General features: G+C 71.0%; 16 protein-coding genes. 2 read left to right on the top strand and 14 right to left on the bottom strand.

Going from position 1 to position 24,938, the window contains the following annotated elements; genetic code table 11:
- Positions 1-9: 9 nt before the first annotated feature.
- The 9 genes from ACYU8V_RS06040 to ACYU8V_RS06080 form a co-directional block, all read right to left on the bottom strand.
- Positions 10-8,691 carry an ExeM/NucH family extracellular endonuclease gene (locus ACYU8V_RS06040; protein WP_460845915.1) on the bottom strand — a complete coding sequence of 2,894 codons (8,682 nt, stop codon included), beginning with the start codon at positions 8,689-8,691 and terminating at the stop codon, positions 10-12.
- Positions 8,692-8,834: 143 nt separating this feature from the next.
- Complete coding sequence (gene pgsA, locus ACYU8V_RS06045) at positions 8,835-9,464, bottom strand: CDP-diacylglycerol--glycerol-3-phosphate 3-phosphatidyltransferase (protein ID WP_460845916.1); 630 nt, start codon at positions 9,462-9,464, stop codon at positions 8,835-8,837.
- Positions 9,461-10,867: a 30S ribosomal protein S12 methylthiotransferase RimO gene (rimO, locus tag ACYU8V_RS06050; RefSeq protein ID WP_460845917.1), complete on the bottom strand. Its 1,407-nt coding sequence runs from the start codon at positions 10,865-10,867 to the stop codon at positions 9,461-9,463. The genes pgsA and rimO overlap by 4 nt, the downstream gene beginning before the upstream one ends.
- A 45-nt stretch (positions 10,868-10,912) precedes the next feature.
- Complete coding sequence (locus ACYU8V_RS06055) at positions 10,913-12,517, bottom strand: helix-turn-helix domain-containing protein (protein ID WP_460845918.1); 1,605 nt, start codon at positions 12,515-12,517, stop codon at positions 10,913-10,915.
- Between the two features lie 5 nt (positions 12,518-12,522).
- Positions 12,523-15,204: a DNA translocase FtsK 4TM domain-containing protein gene (locus ACYU8V_RS06060; RefSeq protein ID WP_460845919.1), complete on the bottom strand. Its 2,682-nt coding sequence runs from the start codon at positions 15,202-15,204 to the stop codon at positions 12,523-12,525.
- A gap of 298 nt (positions 15,205-15,502) precedes the next feature.
- Positions 15,503-17,182 carry a ribonuclease J gene (locus ACYU8V_RS06065; RefSeq protein WP_460845921.1) on the bottom strand — a complete coding sequence of 560 codons (1,680 nt, stop codon included), beginning with the start codon at positions 17,180-17,182 and terminating at the stop codon, positions 15,503-15,505.
- On the bottom strand, positions 17,179-18,069 hold the full coding sequence (gene dapA / locus ACYU8V_RS06070; RefSeq protein ID WP_460845923.1) for a 4-hydroxy-tetrahydrodipicolinate synthase: 891 nt from the start codon (positions 18,067-18,069) through the stop codon (positions 17,179-17,181). The genes ACYU8V_RS06065 and dapA overlap by 4 nt, the downstream gene beginning before the upstream one ends.
- Before the next feature lie 4 nt (positions 18,070-18,073).
- Positions 18,074-19,015: an LLM class F420-dependent oxidoreductase gene (locus ACYU8V_RS06075; protein WP_460845924.1), complete on the bottom strand. Its 942-nt coding sequence runs from the start codon at positions 19,013-19,015 to the stop codon at positions 18,074-18,076.
- Between the two features lie 44 nt (positions 19,016-19,059).
- Positions 19,060-19,902: a L,D-transpeptidase family protein gene (locus ACYU8V_RS06080; protein ID WP_460845925.1), complete on the bottom strand. Its 843-nt coding sequence runs from the start codon at positions 19,900-19,902 to the stop codon at positions 19,060-19,062.
- Positions 19,903-19,986: 84 nt separating this feature from the next.
- Here ACYU8V_RS06080 and ACYU8V_RS06085 point away from each other — a divergent pair, with 84 nt between their 5' ends.
- Positions 19,987-20,238 (top strand): hypothetical protein, encoded by a 252-nt coding sequence (locus tag ACYU8V_RS06085; RefSeq protein ID WP_460845926.1) that lies wholly within the window; start codon positions 19,987-19,989, stop codon positions 20,236-20,238.
- A 4-nt stretch (positions 20,239-20,242) separates the two neighbouring features.
- On the opposite strand, the gene ACYU8V_RS06090 is transcribed toward ACYU8V_RS06085, so the two are convergent.
- From ACYU8V_RS06090 to gcvT, 4 genes are read right to left on the bottom strand one after another with little or no spacing between them, the layout of a single operon-like run.
- Entirely contained in the window at positions 20,243-20,758 is a 516-nt protein-coding gene (locus ACYU8V_RS06090) for a dihydrofolate reductase (RefSeq protein ID WP_460845927.1), read from the bottom strand.
- Positions 20,755-21,549 (bottom strand): thymidylate synthase, encoded by a 795-nt coding sequence (locus ACYU8V_RS06095; protein WP_460845928.1) that lies wholly within the window; start codon positions 21,547-21,549, stop codon positions 20,755-20,757. The genes ACYU8V_RS06090 and ACYU8V_RS06095 overlap by 4 nt, the downstream gene beginning before the upstream one ends.
- Before the next feature lie 10 nt (positions 21,550-21,559).
- Entirely contained in the window at positions 21,560-21,820 is a 261-nt protein-coding gene (locus ACYU8V_RS06100; protein WP_460845929.1) for a hypothetical protein, read from the bottom strand.
- A gap of 1 nt (position 21,821) precedes the next feature.
- Positions 21,822-22,925 carry a glycine cleavage system aminomethyltransferase GcvT gene (gene gcvT, locus ACYU8V_RS06105; protein ID WP_460845930.1) on the bottom strand — a complete coding sequence of 368 codons (1,104 nt, stop codon included), beginning with the start codon at positions 22,923-22,925 and terminating at the stop codon, positions 21,822-21,824.
- Between the two features lie 24 nt (positions 22,926-22,949).
- Here gcvT and ACYU8V_RS06110 point away from each other — a divergent pair, with 24 nt between their 5' ends.
- Entirely contained in the window at positions 22,950-24,470 is a 1,521-nt protein-coding gene (locus ACYU8V_RS06110; protein ID WP_460845931.1) for a leucyl aminopeptidase, read from the top strand.
- On the opposite strand, the gene ACYU8V_RS06115 is transcribed toward ACYU8V_RS06110, so the two are convergent.
- Positions 24,427-24,810: a hypothetical protein gene (locus tag ACYU8V_RS06115; protein ID WP_460845932.1), complete on the bottom strand. Its 384-nt coding sequence runs from the start codon at positions 24,808-24,810 to the stop codon at positions 24,427-24,429. The genes ACYU8V_RS06110 and ACYU8V_RS06115 overlap by 44 nt on opposite strands.
- Positions 24,811-24,938 lie beyond the last annotated feature (128 nt).

A 24,938-nucleotide genomic window follows, 5' to 3' on the forward strand; every position in this document is an offset into this window, starting at 1 on the left:
CGTCGCAGGCTACTTCTTCACCACCCGGATCGTGATCGTGGCCCGTCCACCCAGCAGGTACGTGCTGCCGGCGTACGTCACCGTCAGCCGCTTCGCACCGGTGGTGCCGAACGGCTTGAGGTGGAGGGTCGCCCGGCCGCGGGACAGCGTCCCGGAGACCTTCGCGATGCCCGCGCCGGACACGGTGACCTTGCCGGTCGCGGCGACCCGGTCGGCGTTCACGACCGTGACCACGATGCCCACCTTGGTCCGCTTCACCACCACGTGGCTCGTCGACGCCTTGGCGGTGACCTTCACCGACCCCTTGGTGACGGTCAGCGCAGCGGTGCCGGTGCCGTTCAGCACGGAGGCGTCGCCGGAGTAGGTGATCGTCACGGGGTACGGCGTGGCCCGGGGCTTGAGCGCCTTGGCCGCGAGGGACACCACGACCGTGCCGTCCGCGCCGAGGGTGCCCTGACCGAGCTGCACCCCACCCGAGCTCAGCGCGACCGTGCCGGTCGGGGTGACGCCGGCGGCGGTGACGGTGACCTTCATCGAGCCGGTCCGGCCGTACCGCTGGGTGGCCGGCGTGCCCGTCACCGTGGGTGTGGCGCGGGCCGGCGGGGCGGCCGTCACCGTGAGCGACCCGGAGCCGCTCGCGGCGGCGTACGCGCCGTCGCCGGAGTAGCTGATCGTCACCGGGTACGCCGTGCTGCCGGCCGCCAGGTCGTTCACCGGGATCGTCACCGTGGCGGTGCCGTCCGGTCCGAGCGTGGCACTGCCCAGCGCCACGCTGCCCGACGCCAGGCTGACGGTGCCGGTCGGCGTGCCCGCACCGAGCGTCCCCGCGACGGTCACCTGCATGGTCGCGGTCTGGCCGGACTCCTGCGTGACGTCGGCGCCGGTGACGGTGGCCGTCGCCGGGGAGACCGTGAGGGAGGCGGTGCCCGTGGTGACGGCGTACGTCGCGTCGCCGCCGTAGCTGACCGTCACCGGGTACGGCGTACCGCTGACGGCCAGGCTCCTGGCCGCGATCGGGACCGTGGCGGTGCCGTCGGAGCCGACCGGGGCGCTGCCGAGCTGGACGTCGCCCGAGGTGAGCGTCACGGTGCCGGTCGGCGTACCGAGGTTGCCGCCGACGGTCACGCTCATCGAGCCGGCCTCGCCGTACACCTGGGTGGTGTCGGTGCCGGTCACGGTCGCGACCGGCGTCACGGGCACCACGTGGATCGGCACCCGGACCGTCGTGCTGGTCGTGTCGCCGATGACCGTCAGGGTCGGGTCGGCGCCGACGGTGGCCGGGAGCACCACGTCGACCGACGCCGTACCGGCCTCGTCGTTGCTGTTGGCGCTGCCGTCGGCCGAGCTGCTGACCGTCGTCGTCACCGGGAAGCTGCCCAGCGACGTACCGCCCAGCATGACCGTCACCGACGTGTCCGTCGTGTCGTTCGGGCCGCCCGCCGCCTGGCCGGTCATGGAGAGCGAGGACAGCGAGAACCTCACGTGGTCGAGCGGGCCGTACTGGCTCGGCGCGTCCGCGGGGAACGCGACGCCCACGCCCTGCTGCTGGAAGGCCACCGGCAGGGCAGCCCCGTTCAGGCCGGCCAGGTAGTCGACCATCGCCTGCAGGTCGGTGACGCCGGTGTCCTTCTTCGCCGCACCGTTGGCGAGCTCTCGGAAGTTGTCCCCACCGGAGGCGAGGAACGAGTTCACCGTGACCGAGTACGTCGCACTCGGGTCGATCGCGACGCCGTCGAGCCACATGCCCGTGACGGTGCCCTTCATGACGCCGGCGGCCTGCGCCGGGTCCTGCGCCTGCGTGTAGGTGTAGCTGAAGCCCTTCGAGATGCCGAGCTTCAGGAACGCCCGCGTCGGTACGCCGCCCACGGCCGTGCGCTGCCACTGCTGCTCGAGCACGGTCTTGAGCTGCGCCCCCGTCAGGTTCATGTTCACCAGGGTGTTGGCGAACGGCTGGACCGTCGCGGCCTGCTTGTAGGTGACGATCCGGTCACCGATCGCCGCCGTGGAGTCGGGGTGCGCGTCCAGGTAGGCCTGGTCCACGACGGTCCCGACCAGGTCGGCACGGAGACCACCCGGGTTCATGAACGCGATCTGCGCGGCACCACCGACGTTGTCGGGGGTCTGGGCCCGCTGGACCTCGGCCACCATGTTCCCGAGGGTCGACTCGCCGCCCCGGTTCTCCGAGCCGCTGGCGAACTTCGCCCGGTCGAACGGCCCGCCGAGGGTGCCGAGCTCCTTGGCGCCGAGCACGGCCGCCTGCTGCTGGGCCGCGTCCACGATGGCCTGGACCGCCGGGTCCGGCGTACCGGGGACACCGCTGCCGGTGAGGTTGACGTTCGACTGGCTCTTCGCCATGACCTGGCCGGTGGCCGGGTCGACGGTGAAGTCCAGCTTGTCGAGGAACGTGCCGTACTGACCGGCCGACACGACCGGGCGGTCGGTCACCGGGCGGCCGGACCACGCGCTCACCGGGTACGAGCAGTTGTACTTCAGGTGGGTGTGACCGGAGATGATCGCGTCCACGTCCGGCGAGGTGTTCTGGACGATGTTGCCCCAGACCGTGCTCGGGTCGGTGAACTGCGGCGACGTGCAGTCCGTGGAGCTCGAGCCCTCGTGGACGAGCAGGATCACCAGGTCCGCGCCGTCCGCCTTGAGCTGCGTGGCCGCGCTGTTCGTGGCGTCGACGATGTCGCTGACGGTGACGCCCTGCATGCCGGCCGGCGAGACCAGGGACGGGAGGTCCTCGGTCACCGCGCCGACGAAGCCGACCTTCACCCCGTTCATCGTCTTGGTCCAGGTCTTCGCGAGCTGCGGCCCCCCGGCCGGGCCCTGCACGTTCGCACCGATGTACTTCCAGTGCGCACGGTCCTGGACGCGACCCATCAGGTCGTCGTAGCCCTGGTCGAACTCGTGGTTGCCCACCGAGGAGACGTCGAGACCGGCGGCGTTCAGCGCGTCGATCGTGGGCTCGTCGTGCTGGATGAAGGACTCGAACGTCGAGGCGCCGATGAGGTCACCGGCGGCCGCGAAGACCGTGTTCGGGTTCTGGTTGCGGTAGTACTCGACCGCACCCGCGAGGACCGCCGCACCGCCGGCGTTCGACCCGTCGGCCAGGATCCGGCCGTGGAAGTCGTTGGTGCCGATGATCTGGATGTCCTGCAGGGCCGGCGTCACCGCGGCCGTCTCGGCCGACGTCACGGTCGACGACTCGTAGCCGTCCTCCGTGCCGGTGACCGCGACCGTGATCTTCTTGCCCACCTCGGAGGTCCCGACGGCGTACGTCGCCGCAGTGGCACCGTCGATCGGCGTACCGTCCGCGAGCCACTGGTAGCTGAACGCCACCGTGCCCGGACCCCACGTCCCCGGGGTCGCGGTGAGGACGTCACCGGCCCGCGGGCTGGTGTTGTCGATCGTCGGCGTGGCCGTCGTGAGCGCCGGCAGGCCGCGCAGGCTCACCGGCAGGGTGACATCGGTGCCGGTCGCCGCGCCGACGACGTGGACCCGTGCCGTCCGCGGTGCGTCCGCCGGGACGACGAAGGAGACGTGCGCCGTGCCCCAGTGGTCGTCGGGCGTGGTGCCGTTGCCGTGCGTCACGGTGATGCCCGACGCCACGACGGTGCCGCCGACCTTGATGCTCACGGTGTCGTCCTGGACAGCCGCGGGGGCGTTCAGGTCGAGCGAGGCGAGGTCGAGGGTCACGGTGTCGCCCGGCGCGTAGTCCGCCGGAGCGCCGTCCGGGAAGGTGACCCGGATGCCGTGCTGGGAGGAGTCGACCTGCAGCGGCGTGGTGGCGTACTGCTGCATGTAGTCGACCTGCGCCTGCAGGTCGGTGAGCTCGGTGTCCTGCTTCGAGGCGCCGTTGTTCAGCTCCCAGAAGTTGTCACCACCGGTGGACAGGAAGCTGTTGACCGTGACCGAGTACGTCGCGGCAGGGTCGATGGGCTGGCCGTCGAGCCACATCCCGGTGACCGTCCCGAGCATCGCGCCGGCCGGCTTCGCCGGGTCCTGCGCCTCGGTGTAGGTGTAGGTGAAGCCCAAGCTGGTGCCGAGCTTGAGGAACGGACGCGCCGGGATGTTGCCGCTGGCGTCGCGCTGCCACTGCTCCTCGAGCACCTTCTTGATCTGCGCGCCGGTGAGCTTGAGGTTGACGAGCTCGTTGGCGAACGGCTGCACGTCGGCCGCCTGGCGGTAGGTCAGGTCGTACGCCCCGCCGTCGGGGTTGCCGAGCGCATCGGCCCGCAGGCCGCCGGGGTTCATGAACGCGATCTGCGCTCCGCCGTGCTGCGGGTCGGCAGTCGCCCACCGCTGGATCTCGGCGATCTGGTTGCCCAGGACGGACTCACCGCCGCGGTTGTCCGTGCCGTCGCTGAGCTTCGACCGGTACATCGGGGCGCTCATCTTGCCGAGGACCTGGCTCCCGGCCGCCTGCGAGTCGGCGATCGCCTGGTTGACGATCGGCTGCACGGTGGCGTTCTTGCCGTAGTCGAACAGCGCGCCGCCCGGGCCCTTGATGCCGACGTTGTCCTGGATCAGGTCGACTGGGATGTTCGAGGCGTCGAATGAGTAGACGAGCTGGTCCAGGGCGGTGCCGTACGACGCCGCCTGCATCACCGGGCGCGTGGTCAGCGGGTTGCTGGCCGTCGCAGCCTTGCCGAAGGAGCAGGAGTACTCCAGGTGGGTGTGACCGGACAGGACCGCGTCCACGTCGGCGCTGATGCCGTTGATCACCGAGGAGAACGCCGTGCCGGCGGACTGCATGGTGCTGCAGTCGGTGGTCGCCGCGCCCTCGTGGTCCAGCAGGATCACCAGGTTGGCGCCCTGGCTCTTCAGCTGCGTGGCGTAGTCGTTGATCTTGCTCACGGTGTCGGCGGTGTCGAGCACCGAGACACCGGCGAGGTTCGCCGGGCTCTGCAGCGACGGCAGGTCGGAGGTGACCGCGCCGATGAAGCCGATCTTGATCGGCGTGCCGCTGAGGGCGTTCGGGACCGAGATCATCTTGGTCGGGGCCGTGATCGGGTCGCCGGCCGTGTGACCGTCCGCGGTCGTCGACCACACGACGTTCGCGGCGAGGTAGTCGCCCCAGGTCAGCGGGTCGTCGGCGCCGTACGGGTTGCTGGCGCTCTTCGGCTTCTCGATCCGGTCGAGCAGGTCGCTCACACCGTGGTCGAACTCGTGGTTGCCGACCGAGGAGACCTGCAGGTCCATCGCGTTCAGCGCGTCGAGCGTCGGCTTGTCCTTCTGGGTGAAGGACTCGAAGATCGAGGCGCCCACGTTGTCGCCCGCCGAGACGAAGACCGTGTGGTCCGCGCCGTAGATCCTGCGCAGCGACGCGACCCCGCTGGCCAGGGGCGAGGCGCCGCCGTCCGAGGCGTCCGCGATCAGCCGGCCGTGGAAGTCGTTCATCCCGACGATCTGGACGTCGGTCACCTTCGGCGGCGCAGCGGCGCTCGGAAGGTCCAGGTCGACGACCTCGGGGTTGTGGTCCGAGCCGCGCCACGGCGCCGTACCGTCGAAGAAGTCGGTCTTGTTGGTGTTGTAGCGGCCGTAGTCGTAGATGTCCGGCTCGTTGGCGTTGATCTCCCAGATGTCGGTGCGCGGGCTCAGACCGCGGGCACCGGCACTGGCGAAGATGTGGTCGAGGGACCCCGCACCGCCGTAGCCGACGCCGTCGACCGTGGTCGTGAAGACGTAGCTGGTGTCCTTCGGGTCGTCGGAGTGGATCTCCTTGAAGTCCAGCGGGTCGACGGTGTTGTCGGCGTCCTCGATCGTGGTGATCGGGTCCTCGCCCGAGTAGGCGTTGAAGTCACCGAGCAGGAACACCTTGTCGGTGTGGTGCTTGCTGGCGAAGTCGTTCGCGAACCGGATCAGCTCCTTCGACTGCGCCACCCGGGTCGCGTTGAAGGCGCCGTGCAGCGGGTCGTTGGCGTCGCCACCGGTCGCGGGACCAGCCGGAGCATCGGCGTCGCCCTTGGACTTGAAGTGGTTGACGATCAGCGCGAAGCCCTCGTCGTTCGCGGCGCCGACGGGCTTGAAGTACTGCGCGAAGGGCTCGCGGGCGTTGTCGAACGGCGAGGCGGCCGGTGAGAAGACGTGGTTGCCCCAGGGGTCCGGGGTGCCGTTGACCGTGTAGCCCGGGAGGTCCAGGTCACCGGGGCCGACCGGGACGACCTTCGAGACCTTGTAGATGAACGCCGAGCGGATGACGTCCTGGCCCGAGGCGTAGGAGCAGGTGCCGGCCAGGTTGGCCGGGCCGGGCACGGCGGTGCCGTTCGGCTGGACCTTCGAGCACAGGCCGGGCACCGAGGTCGAGTCGGTGGTCTCCTCCGGGGAGGCCGCGAACGCCCACTGGTCGGCACCGGCCGGGAGCGCGGCGTTGAGGTGGTCGACGAGGTAGGACAGCGTCTCGTCACGCCACTCGATCGCGGAGCCCTGGCCCTGGTCCTTGGTGTTGGACAGGTCCGGGTTGAGGGGCGAGTTGGTGACGCCCATCTTGAGCTTGTTCGGGTTGCCGATCTCCTCGAGGGCCACGACGTCGGCACCGAGCTTGTTGATCGCGGTGACGATCTTGTTCGTCTGCCGGGTCAGGTCCTCCTGGCGACCCGCGCCACGCGGGGCGTTCGCCAGGCCGGGCGCGTACGCCGTGACGGCGCCGGTCACCGGGTCCCAGGCCGTCGCCATCCCCGTCGGGTTGGTGCACTGGTAGGCCAGGATGCCGTTGCCGTCGCGGTCGTAGTCGTACTCGCAGCCCTTGCCCGACGAGGCGTACCAGGGGTTGGCGGCGGCGTAGTCGGCCATCGGCACGGAGAAGAAGTTCTCGACGTTGTACGTCGCGAAGCGCATGTTGGCGCCGGCCGGGGCCGGGCGCGGCGCGAGGTTGTCCGCGCGGGTGTCCTGGATGTGCACGACGTCGGTGCCGAGGTCGGGCGCGGCGGCGTTGTGGGTGGCGAGCACCGCACGCGGCGGGTCGAGGTACCACTTCTTGTTGGCGAAGTGGAGCACCGCACCCTGCGGGAAGGTGAGCTGAGCACCGACACGGGCCGAGTGGGTCTTGTCGATGAACGGCAGCGGGATGTCGGAGTTCTTGCTGTCCTGCGGACGGTAGTGCTGCGCGGTGCTGAGGAAGGTCGTGTTGGTGCCGTCCTCCATGAAGTAGCCACGGTTCTTGATGTCGGTCTGCGCCGCCGCGATGCAGGCGGTGTCACCGTCGTGGCAGATCTGTCCAGGCTGCTGCAGGACGGCGTTCCCCGTCGCGATGCCGAGCTCGCCGAAGCCCTCGAAGTTGTAGTGGTCGGTGATGACCAGATCGGTCGGAGCGAACAGCTCCTCCTCGTGCGCCTCGCGTGCGTCGTACGTCGTGGGCGCGGTCGCCTGGGGCGTGATCGTGCCGAGCGAGGCGATCGGGTCGGGCGCCGCCGACTGGTTGAGCTCGGTCAGGGTCTCGGTGTCGGTCGCACCGCCGAACTCGCTGATCCTGCCGGTGACCCGGACCGACTGGCCCGGCGCGAGGTCCGTGCCCGTCGAGTCCTTCCCGGTGAAGCCGGCGCCGCCGTACACGAAGATCGCGTCCGAGGCGTTGTCGGTCAGGTCGCCGGACGGGTCCTGGATGACGTAGCCGCAGAAGCCGCAGGTCGCCGTACCGGAGGCGTTGAAGCCCTTGGTGTAGACCGCGGTGACGACGCCCTCGGCGCTCACGACCTGGGTGCCCAGGCCGGTGCCCGAGGCGGGTGCGTACGTCGACCGGCCGGACGTGCCCTGGAGGACGTGGATCGGCGTCACCGTCGCGGCGGCCGCCACGACGATGTTGAAGCTCGCCGTCTGCTGGGTCGAGGCGGCGCTGTCGTCCAGCGTCACGGTCACCGGGTAGGTGCCGGCGGTGGCCGGGGTGCCGGAGATGGTGCCGGTCGAGGTGTTGAGGGAGAGGCCGAGACCGGAGGCGTCGAGCCCCGTCGCACCCCACGTGTACGGCGCCGTGCCGCCCGAGGCCTTGCTCGCGAGGCTGATCGTCGTCGCGACGCCCGCCTGGGCGTTCTGGTCGCCGGGGTTGGTGAGGACGAGGGGTGCGGGCGCCACGGGGCCCGAGTTCGTCGGCGTCGGGCTGCCGAGCGTGAAGTCGGCCTTGTTGTCGTCGGTGTCCGCGTGGGACGCGTTGCGCGAGATCGACTTCGGCGACGTCGGCGCGGGCGCGACGTCACTGCCCTCCCAGGAGTTGTTCGTCTGCGTCCCGTAGCCCACGAGGTCGACCACGGTGCTCGGCACGACGGCCCCGGCCGTCGCGACCTTCGGCGAGACGTTGAGCAGGTAGATGCGCCCTGCGGTGCCACCGAAGCCCACACCCGTGGACGCGACGTCGGGAGTCGGCAGCGCGCCGGTCCCTCCCGAGATCGTTGCACCCTGGATCAGGTAGCTGCCGTGCGCCGGCACGCTGCCGACCAGGTCGACGAAGGAGTTGGAGCCCCCCGTCGCGCTCGCAGCGAAGCCTTGGAGGCTGTAGCCGGAGACATCGATCGCCGACGAGGTCGGGTTGTACAGCTCCACGAACTTGTTCGTGTAGCTGCTGCTGACCGACACCTCGTTGATCACCAGCCCGGTGCCGGCGGCGTTCGCGGAGGCGCTCGGCGCGAGCGCGGCGACGCCCACGATCGAGAGGACGGGGGCGAGAAAAACAGCGATGCTACGTGCCGAGAGGCGCATGATCCGCAGAACTCCGAGGTCGAGGGAACAAAAAGATCCGCAGAGACACCCGAGTTCGCCCGGCGGAGGGGAAGTCCTCAGACCTCATCACGCCGGGCGGGACCAGACAATGGAAATGGCCAGAACCGTTGGTAACGGCTTGGTTACGAATTCAGGTTCTTCTCAGGTACGGCGTTCCGCTGCCGCGCCGCGTCGCGGAAGAACTCATAGCCCGAGGTGATGGTCAGGACCGTCGCGACCGCGAGCAGGATCAGCGACAGCACGTAGATGATCTTGCCGGGAATGTCCCACGCGCCGGTGGCCTCCAGGCAGGGCAGCGTCAGTCCGCCGAGCGCGAGCGCCTGGGTGAGCGTCTTGATCTTGCCGCTGCGCGCGGCGGCGATCACGACCGACTTCATGATCGAGAGCCGCAGCAGCGTCACCGACCACTCCCGCAGCAGGACCACCACGGTGATCGCCCACATCCACCAGGTGTCCATGATGATCGACACCCCGATGAAGGCCATCCCGGTGATCGCCTTGTCGGCGATGGGGTCGGCGATCTTCCCGAAGTCGGTGATCAGGTTGTGCTTGCGCGCGAGGTCGCCGTCGACCTTGTCGGTGATCATCGCCACCAGGAAGATGAGGTACGCCGCCACCCGCCAGCCGATGTCCTCGCCGCCGTGGTGCAGCAGCGCCCAGCCGTAGACGGGCACCAGCACGATGCGCAGCGTGGTGAGCGCGTTGGGGACGTTCCAGTTGGACGGCTTCGCCGCGGTCTCGGCCTGGCTCACGCGGACTCCCCCATCGCCTCGGCGATCAGGTCGACCCCGTCGCTGGCCACCACCCGGGCCCGCACCAGGTCGCCGATGCGCGGCGAGACCAGCCCGGAGAGGTACGTCGTACCGTCGACCTCGGGGCCCTGGTGCGCGGAACGACCCTCGACGTGGCCCTCCTCGTCGGACTCCAGCGCCTCGATCAGCACCACGACCTCCTCGCCGATGCGGTCCTCGGCCCGCTCGGCGTTGACCGCGGTGACGATGTCGGTGACGTGCTCGACCCGGGCGCGGATCTCGTCCTCGTCGAGCTTGCCGTCGAAGCCCTCTGCCTCCGTGCCGTCCTCGTCGGAGTAGCCGAAGACGCCGGTCACGTCCATCCGCGAGGCGATCAGGAAGTCGGTGAGGATCTGCACGTCCTCCTCGGTCTCGCCGGGGAAGCCGACGATGACGTTGGAGCGCACGCCGGCCGTGGGCGCGAGGGTGCGGACCTGGTCGAGCAGGCCCAGGAAGCTCTCGGCGTCGCCGAAGCGGCGCATCCGGCGCAGCACCGGGTTGCTGGCGTGCTGGAAGGAGAGGTCGAAGTAGGGCACGACGCCCGGGGTGTGGGCGATGGCCTCGATCAGGCCCGGGCGGGTCTCGGCGGGCTGCAGGTAGGAGACGCGCACCCACTCGATCCCGTCGATGGCCGCCACCTCCGGCAGCATCGTCTCGAGCAGCCGCAGGTCGCCCAGGTCCTTGCCGTAGGAGGTGTTGTTCTCGCTGACCAGGAACAGCTCCTTGACGCCCTGGGTCGCGAGCCAGCGGGCCTCGTCGAGCACCTCGCTGGGGCGCCGGCTGACGAAGGAGCCTCGGAACATCGGGATCGCGCAGAAGGTGCAGCGCCGGTCGCAGCCGTTGGCCAGCTTCAGCGGCGCCATCGGGCCGGAGTCGAGCCGGGTGCGGGTGCCGGACGAGCCGGCCACGGCCACGTCGCTCCCCTGGCGCTCGGCCGGGGTGATCGGCAGCAGCAGCCGCCGGTCCTTGGGCGTGTGCGGGTGCGGCTTCTCGCCGGCCAGGATCGAGCGGAGCCGGGCGCCGATGTCGGTGTAGTCATCGAAGCCGAGGACGGCGTCGGCCTCGGGGAGCGAGTCGGCGAGCTGGTCGCCGTACCTCTCCGCCATGCAGCCGACCGCGACCACCGCCTGCGGCCGCCCGGTCTCCTTGAGGTCCGCTGCGGCGAGCAGCGTGTCGATGGAGTCCTTCTTGGCCGCGTCCACGAAGCCGCAGGTGTTCACGACGACCGTGTCCGCGTCCTCCGGATCCTCGACCAGCTGGAACCCGTCGGCGGCCAGCCGCCCGGCGAGCTCCTCGGAGTCGACGTCGTTACGGGCGCACCCGAGCGTGAGCAGGGCGACGGAGAGCGGCGGTGAAGTGGTCATGACTGGTCCTGAGTATGCCGGGTGGCCCGGTCATGCGCGGAAACGTCAGCGGGCGATGAAGGTGCCCGAGGCGTCCTGGCCGGTCGAGCCGAGGGCCTTGGCGGGCTTGCCCGCGATCGACACGGTGACCGAGCCGTCCGAGGTCCAGATCCGCACCGGCGGCACCACGGACAGGTTCGCGGTCTGGCCGAAGGCCAGCGGGCCGTCGAGGACGATGCGTCCGTTGGCGTCACGCACGACCAGCTTCGCGCCGCCGCCCGCGGCGTTCAGCACCACCTTCACCGGGTCCGCCTTCGCCGTGTTGCTGTGGAACGGGCCGCCGCTCTGGTTGAGCTGCGGGACGTTGTCGATCGGCGCGCGGCCGCCCAGCACCAGCTGCGCCACCGACCAGATCAGCACCGCGGCCATCACCGAGGAGATGAGGACCGACCAGTTGCGTCCGCCGCGGGTGCTGCGGATCGAGCCGCCGTGGCCGGTGGCCAGCTCGGACTCGAAGATCCGGCGCGGGTCGACCGGGGCGTCGGCGTAGTTGTCGTCGTACATGGTGACCAGCGGGGCGGCGTCGATGCCGAGGACCCGGCACAGCGTGCGCAGGTGGCCGCGGGCGTAGAAGTCGCCGCCGCACGGCCCGAAGTCGTCGACCTCGATGGCCTCGATGACGTGCGGGCGGATCCGGGTGCGGTCCGAGAGCTGGTCGATGGTCAGCTTCAGCCGCTGACGCGCGACGGCCAGCTGCGGGCCGATGACCGGGATCGCAGCGGGATGGACCGCGAGCTCCTCGAGCACCACGGTCGACTCGTGGGGGTCGCCGTGATCGTCATGGCGCTCGATCGCCGGCGGCTCGTACGGCGTCGCGGGCCGCTCGCTGCCCGCCATGTCGATGCGCGCCGCGAGGATGGTGGTGCGGCCCGGGGCCGGCGGCTCCTCGGCCACGATCTCGTCCCGGACCGGCTCGATCTCGCCGGTCTCGTCGTCCTCGGTGGTCACCGGGACGTGCCCGGTGAGGTCGGTGGTGTCCTCGACCTCGGTCGCGGGGGCGAAGGAGGCGGGCGGGGCCGACGGAGCCGGCGGCAGGTCGGCCAGCTCCGGAGCCGCGGAGATCTCGGGGGCCGCAGGGGCCTCGGGGATCTCGTCCTCGGCGTCGAAGCCCGGCACCACCTCGACGACGTCCGCGCGACCGTGCGCCAGGTCGGCGAGGACGTCGCTCAGCGAGTCCGCCGGAGCGCCGACCACGCGCGTGGCCATGGTGAGCGGCACGACGAGCTGGCGGTCGTCGTACGCGACCACCAGGAGGTGGCCGTCGCGGAACGGGGCCTTGCGCGGAAGGTGCTCGAGGCACTCGATCTCCGGCCAGGCGATGCCCTTCCAGCGGGCGCCCTGGCGCAGCCGGACGCCGCGGTCGTCGACGATCATCAGCGGCGCGCGGGAGTCGACCAGGGTGCCGGCGTACGCGATGGTGACCAGCACCATGACGCCCAGCGCCAGCCAGTCCAGGGCTCCCCCGTGGCCGGCGAGGGTCCGCACGGCGAAGGCCAGGGTCAGCAGACCGGCGAGGGTCCCGACCGCGGCGGCCAGGGTGACGTTGCGGCGGACCTCGACGCCGGTGGCGCCGCTCGGTCCGCTGAGCTGCTCGTTGGTGGTGTCGGTCATGGAGCTCACGCCTCCCCCTGGATGGTGAAGATCACTGCATCGATCTCGTCGGGCTTGACCAGCACGTCGCGCGCCTTGGAGCCCTCGCTGGGCCCGACCACGCCACGGCTCTCGAGGATGTCCATCAGCCGGCCCGCCTTGGCGAAGCCGACCCGCAGCTTGCGCTGCAGCATCGAGGTCGACCCGAACTGCGTCGACACGACCAGCTCGATGGCCTGGATCACCAGGTCCATGTCGTCGCCGATGTCGTCGTCGAGGACCTTCTTGCTCGCGGCCGGCGCGGTCACGTCCTCGCGGTAGCTCGGCTCGAGCTGGCCCTTGCAGTGCTTGACGACCGAGTGGATCTCCTTCTCGGTCACCCACGAGCCCTGCACGCGGATCGGCTTGCTCGCACCCATGGGGAGGAACAGGCCGTCACCCTGGCCGACCAGCTTCTCCGCGCCCGGCTGGTCGAGGATGACCCGGGAGTCGGCGAGGCTGGACGTCGCGAACGCCAGCCGGCTCGGCACGTTGGCCTTGATCAGGCCGGTGACGACGTCGACGGAGGGTCGCTGGGTGGCCAGGACCAGGTGGATGCCGGCCGCGCGGGCGAGCTGGGTGATCCGGACAATCGAGCTCTCCACGTCGCGCGGCGCGACCATCATCAGGTCGGCCAGCTCGTCGACGATGACCAGCAGGAACGGGTACGGCGTCAGCTGGCGCTCGCTGCCCGGCGGGACCTCGACCTTGCCCTCGCGGACGGCCTTGTTGAAGTCGTTGATGTGGCGGAAGCCGAAGTTGGCGAGGTCGTCGTACCGCATGTCCATCTCGCGACAGACCCACTCCAGCGCCTCGGCGGCCTTCTTCGGGCTGGTGATGATCGGGGTGATCAGGTGCGGGACGCCCTCGTAGTTGTTCAGCTCCACGCGCTTGGGGTCGACCATGATCATCCGCACCTCGTCGGGCGTGGCCCGCATCAGGATGCTGGTGATCAGCGAGTTGATGAAGCTGGACTTTCCGGAGCCGGTGGCGCCGGCGACCAGGAGGTGCGGCATCTTCGCCATGTTGGCGACCACGAAGCCGCCCTCGACGTCCTTGCCCAGGCCGGCGACCATCGGGTGGTGGTCGGTGCGCGCCGCGTTCGAGCGCAGCACGTCGCCCAGCGAGACGGTCTCCTTGTCGACGTTGGGGATCTCGACGCCGACCGCCGACTTCCCGGGGATCGGGCTGAGGATCATCACGTCCGAGGTACCGACCGTGTAGGCGATGTTCCGGGTGATGTTGGTGATCTTCTCGACCTTGACGCCCGTGCCGAGCTCGATCTCGTAGCGGGTCACGGTCGGGCCGCGGGTGTAGCCGGTCACCTGGGCGTCGACGTTGAACTCGTCGAGCACGGTCTGCAGGCGGCGTACGACGTCGTCGCTGGCCGCGCTGCGGGTCTTGTGCGCGTCACCGGGCTTGAGCACCTGGGCGTCGGGCAGCGTGTAGACGATGTCGCCGGACAGGGAGAGCTGCTCGGCGCGGACCGGGAGCTCGGCGTGCGGCGGCGGGACCTCCTCGACCTCGGCCGGCGGCACGAACGCGGCCGGCAGCCCGGTCTCGGCGTTGGCGCCGCGACGGCCGAGGGCGCGCTTCTCGAGCGGGCCCATGTCGGCCGGCGTCGGCTCGTCCCCGTCGGTGCCGTCGGTGAGCGGGATGTCGATCGGCTCGAGGAGCTCCATCGACTCCTCGGGCGTCGCCTCGGCCGGCTTCGTGCGACTGCGGCGCTTGGGCTTGTCCTCACGCAGCAGCGGAGTGTCGTACGCCGGGTCGCCGGTGCGCTCGAAGGTGTCATCGAGGCGCATCGCCTGGGTGGCGTCGGGGTCGTTCTCCGGGTAGTGCCCGAACAGGTGGTGGGACAGGTCGCGCAGCCGGTCGGGCACGCGGTGCAGCGGCGTCGCGGTGATGACTAGGACGCCGAAGAAGGCGAGCAGCGCCAGCAGCGGGACGACGACGTAGGAGCTGCGCATGAGGTCGAGCAGCAGGGCGGAGACGACGTACCCGACCGCGCCGCCGCCGTCGCGCAGCGGCATGGTGTCGCCGTTCACCGGCTGGGGGTTGCCCGCCGAGATGTGGACGATGCCGAGGATGCCGAAGGACAGCGCGGTCCAGCCGATGACCTGACGGCCGGCGGGGCCGTTGGTGATCGGGTCGCGCATCAGCCGCCAGCCGGCGAGCAGGACCATCAGCGGCACCAGCCAGGCGATCTTGCCGACCGTGCCGGAGGTGACGGTGCGGACGAAGTCCATGACGCCGCCGGTCACCTCGAACCAGACGGCGGCGGCGACGATCAACGCGACGCCGAACAGCAGCAGCCCGGCGCCGTCGCGACGCTGCTCGGGCTCGATGTCGCGGGCTCCCCCGACGACGCTGCGCACGACCGCACCGACGGCGTGGGCGATGCCCAGCCAGACCGCGGCGATCCCCCGCGCGATGGCGGTGAAGAAGGTGGCGATGGGTCCCGGCCCGCTGCGCACGGCGCGCGGTGCCGGCCGCTTCGCGGTCGATCGCGAGCGGCTCTTGTTGCTGGTCGTACCACGGGGTCGCGAGCTGCTGGTCCCCCGTCCCTTGGCGCTGCTCGCCCGGGAGGTTCCGGACTTGCTGGCGGTGCGGGACGAGGTGGTCGTGCGGCTGCGCGAACCCGTCGGGGAAGACGTACGGGTCGCCATGCTCACAACCTACCCATTGGGCACTTGAGTCACAGGTGCAACACGCGGAAGGGTCAGGTGGGGGTTGAGGGTTCGCGAAGCGTCACCTCTGCACCGCCGAGGCGTCACGTGTGCACCCTCGAGACGTCAGCTGTGCACGCTCATTTGTCAGCGGCGGCCCACGGCGTGCCGGAGTGACGCTTCGCAGGTGCAGATCTGACGCCTCGCGGGTGCAGAGGTGACGCCTCGCGGGTGCAGAGGTGACGCCTCGCGGGTCCAGAGGTGACGCCTCGCGGGTGCAGAGGTGACGCCTCGCGGGTCAGGCCTCGACGACCACCGGCACGATCATCGGGCGGCGCTTGTGGACGCTCCCGACCCACCGCCCGATCGTGCGGCGGACGGTCTGCTGCAGCAGGTAGGTGTCGGTGTTGCCCTCGGAGAGCTGGAAGTTGACCGCGTCGATGATGGGCTGCTTGATGTCGTCGAACATCGAGTCCTCCCAGGCGTGGCCGCGGGCGTGGATCTCGGGGCCGGCGCTGACCTTGTTGGCGACCGAGTCGACGACCACGATGACCGAGATGAAGCCCTCCTCGCCGAGGATCCGGCGGTCCTTGAGCTCGGTCTCGGTGACGTCGCCGACGGTCTGGCCGTCGACGAAGACGTAGCCGACGTCGACCTTCCCGACCCGCGACGCGACACCGTCGACGAGGTCGACGACCACGCCGTCCTCGGCGTACACGACGTTCTCGACGCCGGTCTGCTTGGCCAGCTCACCGTTGGCGAGCATGTGCCGGATCTCGCCGTGCACCGGGAGCACGTTGCGCGGCTTGACGATGTTGTAGCAGTAGAGCAGCTCGCCGGCGCTGGCGTGGCCGGAGACGTGCACGAGGGCGTTGCCCTTGTGCACGACGCGGGCGCCGTTCTTGGCCAGGCCGTTGATCACGCGGTAGACGGAGTTCTCGTTGCCCGGGATCAGCGAGGACGCCAGTACGACGGTGTCGCCCGGCTCGAGGTGCACGAAGTTGTGGCTGCGGTTGGCGATCCGCGACAGCGCCGACATCGGCTCGCCCTGCGAGCCGGTGGAGATCAGCACCTGCTTCTCGGGCGCCAGCTGGGCCAGCTCCTTGGCCTCGACCATCACGCCCGGCGGCACGGTCAGGTAGCCCAGGTCGCGGGCGATCGCCATGTTGCGGACCATCGAGCGGCCGACGTAGGCGACCTTGCGGCCGTGCGCGACCGCGGCGTCGAGGACCTGCTGCACGCGGTGCACGTGCGAGGCGAAGCAGGCGACGATGATGCGCTGCTCGGACTCGCGGAAGACCTGGTCCAGGACCGGGGTGATCTTGCGCTCGGCCGTGGTGAAGCCGGGGACCTCGGCGTTGGTGGAGTCAGTGAGGAACAGGTCCACGCCCTCCTCCCCCAGTCGCGCGAACGCACGCAGGTCGGTGATCCGGCCGTCCAGCGGCAGCTGGTCCATCTTGAAGTCGCCGGTGTGCAGCACCAGCCCGGCACCGGTGCGGATCGCGACCGCGAGCGCATCGGGGATGGAGTGGTTGACGGCCACGAACTCCAGGTCGAACGGCCCGAAGCTCATCCGGTCGCCCTCCTTCACCGTGGTGAAGGAGGTCTGGCGCAGCCGGTGCTCGCGGATCTTGGAGTTGACCAGTGCGAGGGTCAGCTCGGAGCCGACCAGCGGGATGTCCTGGCGCTCGCGCAGCAGGTACGGCGTGGCGCCGATGTGGTCCTCGTGACCGTGGGTCAGCACCAGCGCCTCGACGTCGCCGAGCCGGTCCCGGATCGGCCCGAAGTCGGGCAGGATCAGGTCGACGCCGGGCTGGTGGTCCTCGGGGAACAGCACGCCGCAGTCGACGATGAGCAGGCGGCCGTCGTACTCGAAGACGGTCATGTTGCGCCCGACCTCGCCGAGGCCGCCGAGCGGGATGACGCGCAGCGCGCCGGCGGGGAGCGCCGGGGGCGTCCCGAGCTTCTCGTCGATCACGAGAGCACCCCGGCGGCACGCAGAGCCGTGGCGAGGGCCGCGACTTCCGCGTCGTCGAGGGCCACCAGCGGCGAGCGGACCGCGCGGTTGTCGAGTACGCCGAGCAGCTCCATCGCCGCCTTCGCGGTGGTGGCGCCGTAGTTGGCCACCCCCATGACCGCCTCGTACGCCGGCACCAGGCCGGTGTGGATCCGCAGCGCCTCGGCGTGGTCGCCGCGCTGGAACGCCTCGATCATGGCGCGCAGCTCGTTGCCGGCGGCGTGGGCGACGACCGAGACCAGGCCGACCGCGCCGTAGGCGAGGTAGCCGAGGGTGTTGACGTCGTCGCCGGAGTAGACGGCGTAGCCGAGGTCGACCAGCTGGGCGGTGCGGGCCAGGTCACCGGTCGCGTCCTTGACGGAGGTGACGGTGTCCCACTGGCGCGCCGCCCGGTAGGTGTCGAGCTCGATCCGCGTGGCGGTGCGGCCGGGCACGTCGTACAGCATCACCGGGACGTCGGTGGCGGTCACGACCTGCTGGAAGTGGCTGAGCACCCCGGCCTGGCTCGGCTTGTTGTAGTACGGCGTCACCAGCAGCAGCCCGTCCGCGCCGACCTTCTCGGCCTGGCGGGCGAGCTCGACGGAGTGGCGGGTGTCGTTGGTGCCGACGCCCGCGACGATCTTGGCGCGGTCGCCGACCGCGTCCTTGACGGCCGCGAGGGTCTCGCCGTCCTCGGCGGTCGTGGTCGTCGGCGACTCGCCGGTCGTGCCGGACACCACGATGCCGTCGTTGCCGTTGTCGACCAGGTGCCTCGCGACCTTCTGCACCGCGTCCAGGTCGACGGAGCCGTCCGCGCGGAACGGCGTCACCATGGCGGTCAGGAGGGTGCCGAAAGGTGCCGAAGTCATGCAATCAGCCTAGCCGGGGCAGAACCTCGGCTGCGACCAGGCGTAGGTGGTCGAGATCGGTGAGGTCGAGGGTCTGCAGGTAGATCCGCCGGCTGCCGAGCGCCTGGTAGCGCCCGATCTTGTCGACGACCTCCTGCGGGGTGCCGGCGAGCCCGTTCGCGCGCAGCTCGTCGACCTCGCGGCCGATCGCGGCCGCGCGGCGCGCGAGGTCGGCCTCGTTCTCCGCGCAGCACAGCACCAGCGCGTTGGAGTAGACGAGATCGTCGGGTTCGCGGCCGATCCTCTCGGCGGCGGCCCGCACCCGGCCGAACTGCAGCCGGGTGGCCTCCTCGTCGACGAAGGGCAGGTTGAACTCGTCGGCGTACGCCGCGGCCAGGGCCGGCGTCTTGCGCGCCCCCATGCCGCCGATGACGATCGGCGGCCCGCCCGCGCGGCCGCCGGTCTGGACCGGCTTGGGCAGCGCCGGGCCGTCCTCGAGGCGGTAGTGGGCGCCGGCGTAGGAGTAGCGCTCGCCGACCGGGGTGCGCCACAGGCCGGTGATCAGCTCGAGCTGCTCGGCGTACCTCTCGAAGCGCTCGGCCGTGTCCGGGAACGGGATGCCGTAGGCGGTGTGCTCCTGGGCGAACCAGCCGGCGCCGAGGCCGAGCTCGACCCGGCCACCGCTCATCGCGTCGACCTGGGCCACCTGGATCGCCAGCACCCCGGGGTGGCGGAAGGTGGCGCTGGTCATCAGCGTCCCGAGCCGGATCGTCGTCGTCTCCCGGGCCAGGCCGGCCAGTGTGGTCCAGGCGTCGGTCGGGCCGGGCAGCCCGTCCCCGCTCATGTGCAGGTAGTGGTCGGAGCGGAAGAACGCCTCGAAGCCGAGCTCCTCGCTCAGCTGCGCGAGGCGGCACTGGTCGTCGTACGTCGCGCCCTGCTGCGGCTCGATCATCACCCGGAGATCCATGCTCCGACCTTAGTGTCGAGCCGGGCACGCACGTGCCGGCCCGCTCAGGAGCGGTAGACGACCACCTCGTCGCCGACCTGCACGCGGTCGAACAGCCAGGAGACGCCTGCCTCGTCGCGGATGTTGACGCAGCCGTGGGAGGCGCCGCTGTAGCCGCGGGCGGCGAAGTCCGAGGAGTAGTGCACCGCCTGCCCGCCGGAGAAGAACATCGCGTACGGCATCGAGGAGCCGTAGAGGTGCGAGACATGGTCGCGGCTCTTGAAGTAGACGTGGAAGACGCCCTCCCGGGTCGGGGAGTACGACGCCCCGAAGCGCGCGTCGAGGGTCTTGCGCACCACCCCGTCCACGACCCAGCGCACCGTGCTCGAGGTCTTGTCGACGCAGATGACCCGCCCCGTCTCGCAGCGCGGGTCGAGCGCGCCCGGGGTGTTGTTGTTCAGCGGGTCGTCGTCGAGCTGCGCGGCGGTCGGCGCCGTGGTCATCGCGAGCAGCCGCCGCATCGTGCGCCGGTCGACCGCGCCGGTCACGGCGATCCCACGCTTGGCCTGGAAGCCGCGCACGGCCGCCTCGGTGACGTCGCCGTAGTGGCCGCTGGGCGCGCCGGAGAACCAGGCGATCTGGGCGAGACGGGCCTGCAGCTCGGAGACCTCCGGACCGTCGTCACCCGGCGCCAGCAGAGGCGCGGGGGCCGGTACGACGGGCGACGGGCTCATCGTGGGCGCCGGCGCCGGCGTCGGCCGCGGGGTCGGCCGTTCGGTCTGCCGGGGCGCGGTGGCGGCGTCCGCCTGCTTCCAGGGCAGCCGGCCGGCGTGCACCAGCCCGACGGCGTACGCACCGGTCGAGCAGAGGGCGACGAGCACGGTCAGGAGGGCGATGCGGCGCAGCATGGGGACTCCTCGGTCACGGGGGTTCTGCCCTGTTGACGCGCGGCGCCGGGATTCGGTTGCGGCCGAGTGGGACAAGATGGCCGCATGGGGATCTTCGGGGGGCAGCGCTCGTTCTTCATCGGCAGGACCTGGAGCGGTTCGTTCTCCCGGACCTATGACGTCCGGACGCCGGGGTGGTGGGTCCTGGCCACGCTCTTCTACCTGGCGTGGGTCGGGTTCCTGACGCTCTTCCTCGTGCTGCTCACCGATCTGTCCTTCCCGGTGTCGATCGGCCTGGGCGCCGCGGGCGGACTCGTGATGGTGGTCTACGGGTACGTCCGCAGCTTCCGCCGCTGACCGCTCAGCCGCAGGCGAAGACGCGCTCGTAGGTGACCAGGGTGAACCCCTCGCGGGGCTCGCGGGAGGCCTCGCGCCACCGGCCCGGGTCGAACTCGGGGTAGCGGACGTCCCCCTCCGGCGACAGCGGGATCTCGCTGATGACCTGTACGTCGGCGTACGGGAGGGCGGAGCGGTAGACCACCGCTCCCCCGCCGATCGTCACCGGCGTCTCCGGCGGCTGGTCGGCGAGCACCTCGTCGGCCAGCTCGAGCGCGGCGGGGACCGACGACGCGACGAGCACGCCCTCGGCCGACCACGACGAGTCGCGGGTCAGCACGATCGTGGTCCGCCCGGGCAGCGGGCGGCCGATCGACTCGTGCGTGGTGCGGCCGAGGATGAGCGCGGTGCCGATCGTGTTCTCGCGGAACACCTTCTGCTCACCGGGCACGTGCCAGGGGATGTCAGGGCCGTTGCCGATGACGCCGTTCTCGGCGACGGCGGCGACCATCGTCACCCGTCGGCCCGCCGGGGTGGTCATACGGCGATCGGCGCCTTGATGCCGGGGTGCGGGTCGTAGCCCTCGACGGCGATGTCCTCGAGGTCGAACCCGTCGATCTCCTTGATCTCCGGGTTCAGCACCAGCCGCGGCAGCGGCCGGGGCTCGCGGGTGAGCTGCAGCCGCGCCTGCTCGAGGTGGTTGGAGTACAGGTGCGCGTCACCGAGGGTGTGCACGAAGTCGCCGACCTCGAGACCGGCCACCTGGGCGACCATGTGGGTGAGCAGCGCGTAGGACGCGATGTTGAACGGCACCCCGAGGAAGATGTCTGCCGAGCGCTGGTAGAGCTGGCAGCTCAGCCGTCCGTCGGCGACGTAGAACTGGAACAGCGAGTGGCACGGCGGCAGCGCCATCTCGTCCACGAGGGCCGGGTTCCAGGCCGAGACGATGTGCCGGCGCGAGTCGGGGGTGGTGCGGATCTGGTCGACCACCTGGGCCAGCTGGTCGATGTGGCGTCCGTCGGGGGCCGGCCACGAGCGCCACTGGGCGCCGTACACCGGTCCGAGGTCGCCGTTCTCGTCGGCCCACTCGTCCCAGATCGTGATGCCGCGCTCCTGCAGCCAGCGCACGTTCGTGTCGCCACGCAGGAACCACAGCAGCTCGCCGAACACCGAGCGGGTGTGGATCTTCTTCGTGGTGACCAGCGGGAAGCCCGCGGACAGGTCGAAGCGCATCTGGTGCCCGAACACGCTCAGCGTTCCGGTGCCCGTCCGGTCACCCTTGGACGTCCCCTCGTCGAGGACGCGCTGCACCAGGTCGAGGTATTGCCGCACGACCCCGAGCCTAGGCCGAGAGCGACATGGGTCCGTAGACCTCGCGGTCGTTCTCGAAGAGTGTCACCTGTACGACGCCGGCGTCGGCGAGGTCGCCGTACGTCTCACCGATCCAGGACTCGGCGTCGGCCTGGCTGGGGAACCGCTGGCCGGCGTGCTCCTCGGCGACCTCGACGACGGCACCCGACGCGTCCTCGAGCCGCCACCACCAGGGCCGGTCGGCGGGGCTGGGTGCGCGGAAGGTCGGCGGGTCCTCGGGCAGTGCGGCCATGTCAGGACTCCCTCACGGACGTGTCGACGAACGGTGGCTTGTGGATGGCGAAGACCTCCTGCTTGCCCCGTACGTCGACGAGGACCTCGGCGTCGTCGGCCACGTTGGAGCCCACCAGCGCCAGGGCGATGCCCTGCTTCAGCGTCGGCGAGAACGTGCCGGAGGTGATCTCGCCGACCCGGAAGTCGGCGCCGATCGAGACGCCCATGTGCGGGCGCGGGATGGCGCGGCCGGTGGCCTTGAGGCCGACCAGCTTGCGCCGCGGGCCGGCGGCCTTCTCCGCGGCCACGGCGTCCTTGCCCCAGAACTCGTCCTTCTTCCAGCCGACGGCCCAGCCGAGGCGGGCCTCGTTCGGGGTGACGGAGGGCGAGATGTCCTGGCCGTGCAGCGGGTAGCCCATCTCGGTGCGCAGCGTGTCGCGCGCCCCGAGGCCGCAGGCCGCGATGCCGAACTGCTCGCCCGCCTTCAGCAGTGCGTCCCACAGCTCGCCGGCCACGGCGTTCGGCGCGATCAGCTCGTAGCCGCGCTCCCCGGTGTAGCCGGTGCGGCACACGATCACCGGCTCGCCGGCGTAGTCGGCCTCGATGAAGGTCAGGTAGTCGTGACCGACCGGCAGCCCGGCCGCGTCCAGCGTCTCGTCCGACCTGGTGCCCTGCACCGCGATCACGACGTAGTCGCGGTGGTGGTTGAGCACCTCGAGACCGTCCGGGGCGCCCTCGGCGAGCCGGCGGTGGACCTCGGTGTTGTTGGAGGCGTTGGGGATGAGGAAGACGTGGTCGTCGTCCTTGTAGTAGCTGAAGATGTCGTCGACGATCCCGCCGGTCTCCGGGTCGAGGCACAGCGTGTACTGCGCCTGACCGGGCCCGATCCGGCCCAGGTCGTTGCTCAGCCGGGCGTTCACGTACGCCGCCGCACCCGGCCCGCGCACGACGACCTTGCCCAGGTGGCTGACGTCGAAGATCCCCACGCCGGTGCGCACGGCCGTGTGCTCGGGCACCACGCCGGCGTACTGCAGCGGCATCGACCAGCCGCCGAACTCGGCGAACTTCGCGCCGAGGGCGACGTGGCGATCGTGCAGCGGGGACTGGAGGAGGTCGTCGGCCATAGCCCGGAAGATATCGTGCGGGACGTGACGACCTACGCCCTGCGCACCGCGAGCCCCGCCAAGACCAAGGCCGAGGCCGTGGTGGTCGGCGTCGTGCCCGGCCCGGCGCTGGCGCCGGGGGGCGAGGACGTGGCGGCGGCGTACGGGCGCAAGCTCAAGGGCCTGCTCGCGACCCTGTCGCTGACCGGCCGCCCGGGCGAGGTGGCGAAGGTGCCGACCAACGGGGTGATCGGGTCGCCGCTGCTGGTGCTGGTCGGGCTCGGTGACGCGTCCGATGCGCAGGCCGTACGACGCGCGGCCGGCAACGCGGCCCGGGCCACCGGCACCGCGGCGTCGATCGCGCTGGCGCTCCCGGCCGACACCCCCGAGCTGGCCCGCGCCGTGGTCGAGGGGTTCCGGCTCGGCGGCTACGCGTTCACGGCGTACAAGAGCAAGGCGGAGACGACGGCCCCGGCGGAGGTCGTCCTCCTCTCCCCCGCGGCGCGACGCGCCGAGATCGCGCGGGCCGTCGAGGACGCCCAGGTGATCGCGGACGCCACCGGCGTCATGCGCGACTGGGTGAACACTCCTCCGGCCGACCTCACGCCGCCGGCCTTCGCCGACGCCATCGGTGCCGCGGTGAAGGCCGCGAACAAGGACCTCGCGACCAAGATCAAGGTCGACGTGTACGACGAGGAGCGGCTCGCCGAGCTGGGCTGCGGCGGCACGCTCGCGGTCGGCGCCGGGTCGGCCGCACCCCCACGGATCGCCGAGCTGCGCTACCGCCCCAAGGACCCGGTCGCGCACCTCGCGCTGGTCGGGAAGGGCATCACCTTCGACTCCGGCGGCCTCACCATCAAGCCGGGCTCCAGCATGGCCACCATGAAGGAGGACATGGCCGGCGCGGCCGCGGTCGTCCAGGCCACGCTGGCGGTCGCGCGCCTCGGCCTGCCGGTGGAGATCTCGGCCTTCGTCGGGCTGGCCGAGAACATGGTGGGCGCCGCCGCGATGCGGCCCGGCGACGTGATCACGATCTTCGGCGGCACCACCGTGGAGATGCAGAACGCGGACGCCGAGGGCCGCCTGGTCCTCGCCGACTGCCTCGGCCTGGCCGTCGAGCGCAGGCCCGACCTGGTCGTGGACATCGCCACGCTGACCGGGCACATGGTCCAGGCGCTAGGCGACAAGATCGCTGGAGTGATGGGCGACGACGCGATCGTCGACGCCGTGCTCGCCGCGGCGGCCGCGGCCGGCGAGGACGCCTGGCCGATGCCGATCCCCGACTTCATGGACGAGCGCATCCACTCCAGCCGCATCGCCGACCTCGCCCAGCACGACTGGATCCGGTGGGGCGGCGGACTGTTCGCGGCGGCGTTCCTGCGCGAGTTCACCGGCGGCCTGCCCTGGGCGCACCTCGACATCGCCGGCCCGACCTTCAACCGCGGGGGCCCGGTCGGCCACCTGACGCCCGGCTCGACCGGCTACGGGCTCGCCACGCTGGTCGAGCTGGCGCGCGGCCTGGCTACTGCTGACGCTCCTGGCGCTGCTGCTTCCGTTCCCGCGTGATGCGGGAGTTGTAGTCGCGCATCCGCTGCGGGATGCCGACCACCCCGGCGTCGTACGACGGCACCTGGCGGGCGTTGCAGAACTTGTGCGCCCACTCGGTCGAGGGCACCCGGCGCCGGGTCCACTCGCCGTCGTGCGCGACCAGCAGCAGGGTGACCTCGCTGACCGCGGTCCGCGGCTCGATGAAGCCCTCCACGCCACGGTGGGAGCCGATCCACTGCTCGAGGTGCGCCTGGTCCGCCTCGTCGGCCGCGCGGACGCGGGTCGAGCCGGTGCGTGTCGCATCACGCGCGGGCCCGCTCATCCGCGGAGCGCGACGGAACCGATCCCAGAACGCCATGCTCCCAGTGTGCCCGACCGGCGTCGCCGCCACAGATGTTCCGAGAGACGGTCCGGGCCGTTGCGGGCTGTGTCACACGTGGTGCAAGGATGGGGTCCGCAGTCCACGTCTGGCGCGCTTCTGTCGCA

It is taken from the genome of Nocardioides ultimimeridianus, from assembly GCF_054777895.1.

What these genes read in the sequence shown, in the direction of transcription:
- ACYU8V_RS06040 (WP_460845915.1), bottom strand. Translation starts at nt 8,691, where the DNA reads ATGCGCCTCTCGGCACGTAGCATCGCTGTTTTTCTCGCCCCCGTCCTC.
- rimO (WP_460845917.1), bottom strand. Translation starts at nt 10,867, where the DNA reads ATGACCACTTCACCGCCGCTCTCCGTCGCCCTGCTCACGCTCGGGTGC.
- ACYU8V_RS06055 (WP_460845918.1), bottom strand. Translation starts at nt 12,517, where the DNA reads ATGACCGACACCACCAACGAGCAGCTCAGCGGACCGAGCGGCGCCACC.
- ACYU8V_RS06060 (WP_460845919.1), bottom strand. Translation starts at nt 15,204, where the DNA reads ATGGCGACCCGTACGTCTTCCCCGACGGGTTCGCGCAGCCGCACGACC.
- dapA (WP_460845923.1), bottom strand. Translation starts at nt 18,069, where the DNA reads ATGACTTCGGCACCTTTCGGCACCCTCCTGACCGCCATGGTGACGCCG.
- ACYU8V_RS06075 (WP_460845924.1), bottom strand. Translation starts at nt 19,015, where the DNA reads ATGGATCTCCGGGTGATGATCGAGCCGCAGCAGGGCGCGACGTACGAC.
- ACYU8V_RS06080 (WP_460845925.1), bottom strand. Translation starts at nt 19,902, where the DNA reads ATGCTGCGCCGCATCGCCCTCCTGACCGTGCTCGTCGCCCTCTGCTCG.
- ACYU8V_RS06085 (WP_460845926.1), top strand. Translation starts at nt 19,987, where the DNA reads ATGGGGATCTTCGGGGGGCAGCGCTCGTTCTTCATCGGCAGGACCTGG.
- ACYU8V_RS06090 (WP_460845927.1), bottom strand. Translation starts at nt 20,758, where the DNA reads ATGACCACCCCGGCGGGCCGACGGGTGACGATGGTCGCCGCCGTCGCC.
- ACYU8V_RS06100 (WP_460845929.1), bottom strand. Translation starts at nt 21,820, where the DNA reads ATGGCCGCACTGCCCGAGGACCCGCCGACCTTCCGCGCACCCAGCCCC.
- gcvT (WP_460845930.1), bottom strand. Translation starts at nt 22,925, where the DNA reads ATGGCCGACGACCTCCTCCAGTCCCCGCTGCACGATCGCCACGTCGCC.
- ACYU8V_RS06115 (WP_460845932.1), bottom strand. Translation starts at nt 24,810, where the DNA reads ATGGCGTTCTGGGATCGGTTCCGTCGCGCTCCGCGGATGAGCGGGCCC.